At 59.3% G+C, this 4,550-nt stretch carries 3 protein-coding genes and 2 pseudogenes; 1 reads left to right on the top strand and 4 read right to left on the bottom strand.

Annotated elements, in window-relative coordinates; translation table 11 throughout:
• Positions 1-256: 256 nt before the first annotated feature.
• On the top strand, positions 257-559 hold the full coding sequence (locus V8Z74_RS26025; RefSeq protein ID WP_338755906.1) for a hypothetical protein: 303 nt from the start codon (positions 257-259) through the stop codon (positions 557-559).
• An 826-nt stretch (positions 560-1,385) separates the two neighbouring features.
• Here V8Z74_RS26025 and V8Z74_RS26015 read toward each other — a convergent pair.
• From V8Z74_RS26015 to tnpB, 4 genes and pseudogenes are all read right to left on the bottom strand, one after another.
• Positions 1,386-2,183: pseudogene (locus tag V8Z74_RS26015) on the bottom strand (porin); the annotation flags it as partial.
• Between the two features lie 23 nt (positions 2,184-2,206).
• Positions 2,207-2,557 (bottom strand): annotated as a pseudogene (locus V8Z74_RS26010) (integrase core domain-containing protein); the annotation flags it as partial.
• Between the two features lie 25 nt (positions 2,558-2,582).
• Positions 2,583-4,139, bottom strand: a complete 1,557-nt coding sequence (gene tnpC / locus V8Z74_RS26005; protein WP_349712265.1) for an IS66 family transposase — start codon at positions 4,137-4,139, stop codon at positions 2,583-2,585.
• Positions 4,140-4,221: 82 nt separating this feature from the next.
• Complete coding sequence (tnpB, locus tag V8Z74_RS26000) at positions 4,222-4,452, bottom strand: IS66 family insertion sequence element accessory protein TnpB (protein WP_349712263.1); 231 nt, start codon at positions 4,450-4,452, stop codon at positions 4,222-4,224.
• Positions 4,453-4,550 lie beyond the last annotated feature (98 nt).

The raw sequence follows: 4,550 nt of genomic DNA, 5'->3' as shown, positions 1-4,550 counted from the left end.
CACCATCGAAGGTGAAAAATGCCTTCATCTCGAAGTCGCTGATATCGCGGGGGAGCCCACGCATCCCCAAAAACGTTGTGTGCCAACCCTGCATCGTGAACCTCAAAAGTGGGAGGCCACCATACCCGTTTACAAAGCGAACAGGAAAGTCAATGAAATCAACGGTCTACCCAGACCACCCCCGCGCCAGTGCTAGCTTTGCGTACCGTCACTTATTGCACTGAAAACGAGGAGACCCCACTACGTGGAGTGGCACATGCGCGAAGCCTGGCGTGAACTGATGTTCGCCGACACCGACCAGGCGGCCAAGGCCACGCGCGACCCGGTGGCGCCGGCGCAGCGCTCACAGCAGGCGCAGGAAAAAGTGGCCAGTTGCACCGTGGACGATGGCACGCCCGCACACAGCTTCTCTACACTGATGGCTGAGTTGGGCAGCATCGTGCGCAACACCTGCCGTACACCCGCAGTCGGCCCTGAGGCGCCGACATTCGACATCGTCACCACGCCCAACGCGACGCAGCGCCACGCGCTCGATCTGATCAAACAGATCAGATCGTAGACAGAAACCGGAACCTCGAACTCACGCCGAATGCATGTGGCACAAGGGCAAACTCGCCCAGTCGCTACTGGAACTCCGGGCTAATCTCTGCTGGCCGAGTTTGATGCAACGACTTGCTATGGTCGCCACGATCGTTAGTGTAGGCCTTGCTTGACGACAACCGCAGCAGTGTCTTGTCGTCGGAATTCGCGTCGCGAACGCGGACCTCAGCTCAACGCACCTCCGCGCGATCTCGTCGCAAGTGATGCATACAACACACGGACACTGCGGAAAAGCCGGCCGCGGACATCTACGCCTGGTTGCCGTATCGGTATGCTGAGCGACAAGGAAGTCAGCCTTATGCTAAACCGAAACGGTAAGCGATGACCTGCTCCCACATGATTGACCAGATTGCACTCGCGCTTGATAACGAACCACGATCGGTCGCTCTAGTCACGCTTGGTCGTGTTCGCGGCGTTCTCTGTCAGACCGTTACGTTGCGGGCCCGACCCCGCGTTTTTTCAATGACTTCGGGCCCGTAGGCGAAGCGCGGGTCTTACTGCCATGTGATGCCGGCCGCTGTCGGACACCATTGGATTTTAATCGGGCCATTCGGCTCTCGACTGCAGCCCGCATCACGTGTCGTACTACCTCATCACTATGATCGTTAGTGGTTGTTTCCCAGATCAAGACTCCACGGTCGCAGCAATCCTGCGCTAACGTAGCATCCAGCACCTCGCCGTTGTCTACATAGCGGCGTTGGCTTTATTATCTCCCGCATAGCTATTAAGTTAGTTAAGCGAATTACATAGTTCGAGTTGTGCTTTGCACCTTTGACTTACTTCCGTCAGAACCTCGCCCGCATGCCAACACCGAACGTATCGCCAGTCGACTGACTCGTGATTTGATCGTTCATGTAGGCAACGTACACATCGGTACGCTTCGACAGGGGATAGTCGTATCCGAGCGCCCATGTGCGACGCGTTTGGTCACTCCCTCCGGAGTTTCGCGAATACGCGTATGAAGCCATCATGGAACCTAAACCCACCGGCACCGTCGCGCCGCCTTGTGCGGTGTTCACGTGGAAGCTGCCAGCAGTAACGTCATTCTTTATGTACATATACTGCGCGAAAAATTTTATAAACTTCAGGTCGTACGAAAAACCAATTTGTGCCGCGCTCTGATTTTTCATACCGGCAATGAGAGATCCCAAGTCACCGCCGGCGACATTAAAGTTCGCGTATTGATAAACGCCGGTGGCAGCAAACGGGCCATGAAAGTATAGGAACTGGGCGCTATATTTATGTTGACCGCTTCCGTCGGCCTGGTTTCCGAGTCCGTACATCACACTCGCGGACAAGCCGCCGAAGTCCGGCGTTGAGTATTGCACCGCGTTATTCCAACATGTGTCGCCAATTGCGCCTTGATCGGTCATATAAGGGGGATACATCCCAAGCCCCATATATACGTGGTAGACCATCGGCGAGAATACGAAGGAATCGACAAACGGATTGAAGAGGATGGTCGACACGAACAACTGCGTCGTCAGTCTGCCAGCGGTGAACGTACCGTACGGAGATTCGATACCGAGGTAGGCATTCCTCGAGAAAAATGCGTCACCGGTGAAGCGGTAATGCCCCCGTTTTCCACAGTCGGCAGAAGTAGAAACTAAGCGGCCATGGCCAGCCGCTGCTTCGGGGTAAAGCCGCCCAATGCCATATTTGGGCGCTCGTGATTGTAAGTCCACATCCAGTCGGCCGCTGCCTGCCGAACCTGCTCCAGGTCTTCCCACAGATATTGCGAGAGCCATTCGTATCGCGCGGTCCGATTGAACCGTTCGATGTACGCGTTCTGTTGCGGCTTGCCCGGCTCAATGTATTCCAGCCGTATACCTAGCTTCTGCGTCCAAGTCACGATGGCTGTGCTCAGGTATTCTGGGCCGTTGTCACAACGAATTACCTTCGGCTTGCCACGCCATTCCATGTGCTGCTCCAGCGTGCGAATCGTAAGCACGCGGTGATCCCGTCTTGACCACCAACGTCAGTTACGGCTGGGCACCTTGCCAACGATGCGGCAGCAATTCTTCCACCCGGCTGGCCCTGTGCGTGGGCAAGCGCGTGAGCACATCCTTCAGGTAGGCATAGGGGTCATGCCCGTTCATGCGCGCCGACTGCACCAGGCTCATCACCGCCGCCGCACGCTGGCCCGCGCGCAAGCTGCCGGCGAATAACCAGTTGGCTCTGCCAATTGCAATCGGCCGGATCTGGTTTTCGATCCAATTGTTGTCCACGGGCAGTTGCCCATCATCGACGAAGCGCGTCAGTGCAGTCCAGCGCCGCAGGCTGTAATCCAGTGCCTTGGCCGTCGCCGAGCTGTCCGGTAGTTTTTGCCGCTGCAATGTCATCCACTGGTGCAGCGCATCGAGCACAGGTTTGCTGTGCTGCTGCCGAATGCTCTGGCGCTGATCGGCGTTCAGCTCCTTGATCTCGCGTTCGATGTCGTAGACCTTGGCGAACTGCTCCAGCGCGAACCCGGCGATCTGGCTTTTGTGGGCCGCATGCAGGTCAAAGAATTTGCGCCGCGCATGCGCCAGGCAGCCGACCTCGGTCACGCCACTGGCGATCAGGGCCTTGTAGCCAGCGAAGTCGTCGCAGGTCAGCGCCCCTTTCCAGTCGCCCAGGAAGTTGCGGGCGTGCTCGCCGGCCCTGGACTCGCAGAAGTCGTACACCACGGCCTTCATGTCTTCGAAGGCGCCTGGCGCGTAGGCCCACAGGTAAGCGCGGTGCGTCGTTCCCTTGCCGGGTTTGAGCATCTGCACCGGCGTCTCGTCGGCGTGCAGCACGCGGTGGCTGAGTATCTCGGCCTTGAGCGCATCGACCAGCGGCTGCAGCCGCACCCCGCAGGTGCCCACCCACTGCGCCAGAGTCGAGCGGGGGATGGCCAGGCCGGAACGAGCAAAGATGGTTTCCTGGCGGTACAGAGGCAGATGGTCGGCGTACTTGGCCACCAGCACCTGGGCCAGCAGGCCCGTGGTGGGGATGCCTTTGTCGATCACATGCGACTCGACCGGCGCCTGGGTGATGGTTTCGCACTGCGCGCAGGCCCACTTGCCACGGATGTGGCGCTCCACCGTGAACACCCCGGGCACATAGTCCAGCTTTTCGGCCACGTCTTCGCCGATGCGCTTCATTTGGCAGCCGCACTGGCAGGTGGTCGACTCGGGTTCATGGCAGATCTCGCGCCGGGGCAGGTTGGCTGGCAGCGGCTGGCGTTTGGGCTGCTGTTTGACCTCGGGGGCAGTCGCTGGCGGCTGGAGTTGCTCGATCTCGATGGCGACGGCCGCCAGGTCGGCCTCGATCTCGTCTTCGAGCAGGCTGCGCTGCTCGGCGTTGAAGCGCTCGGACTGGGCGGCGAACTTCATGCGCTTGAGCAACGCGTTCTCGTGGGTGAGTTTGGCGTTGAGCGCCTGGCTGTGCTTGAGTTCGGTTTGGTGACGGGCGATTTGCGCATCCTTGTCAGCCACGTGGCCCATGAGGCTGGCGACTATCTCGCGCAGTTGCTCTGCGCTGAGATTGTTCAGGGATTGTTGCTGCACCACCATGGCAGCAAGTGTGTCAAGGAAGGCCCTGCGCTGTCATGCGCAGATCCACGGATTGCGCGCTGGGCGGGAAGCCGCACAGGCTTCAGACCATGGTGATGATGCCGGCGTTCCCCATGCGTTGCCACGGCAGGCCCAGCACCAGGGCATCGAGTTGGGCAGACTCCAACTGCCATTGCTCATTGCCCGGCGCCGGCCAGATGAACTTGCCCTGGTGCAAGCGCCGAGCCGCCAGCCAGATGCCAATGCCGTCGTGCACCAGAACCTTGATGCGGTTGGCGCGTTTGTTGGCGAACTGAATCGCCCCGGGTTTCAAGGAGGCCGATTGGTTTAAGTTGACACCTCTGCCGAGGTGTCGCTGACGGCTAGTTGCCTCCAGTAGTTTGCCTCAGCTTCTGCCGGAGGGATGCCCCC

The organism is Comamonas sp. w2-DMI (assembly GCF_040187735.1).
GTDB classification, from domain to species: domain Bacteria; phylum Pseudomonadota; class Gammaproteobacteria; order Burkholderiales; family Burkholderiaceae_C; genus Comamonas; species Comamonas terrae.
This window is presented reverse-complemented; position numbering and strand designations above follow the sequence as displayed.

Coding starts and splice junctions, on each gene's coding strand:
- V8Z74_RS26025 (WP_338755906.1), top strand. CDS start 257: ATGCGCGAAGCCTGGCGTGAACTGATGTTCGCCGACACCGACCAGGCG.
- tnpC (WP_349712265.1), bottom strand. CDS start 4,139: ATGGTGGTGCAGCAACAATCCCTGAACAATCTCAGCGCAGAGCAACTG.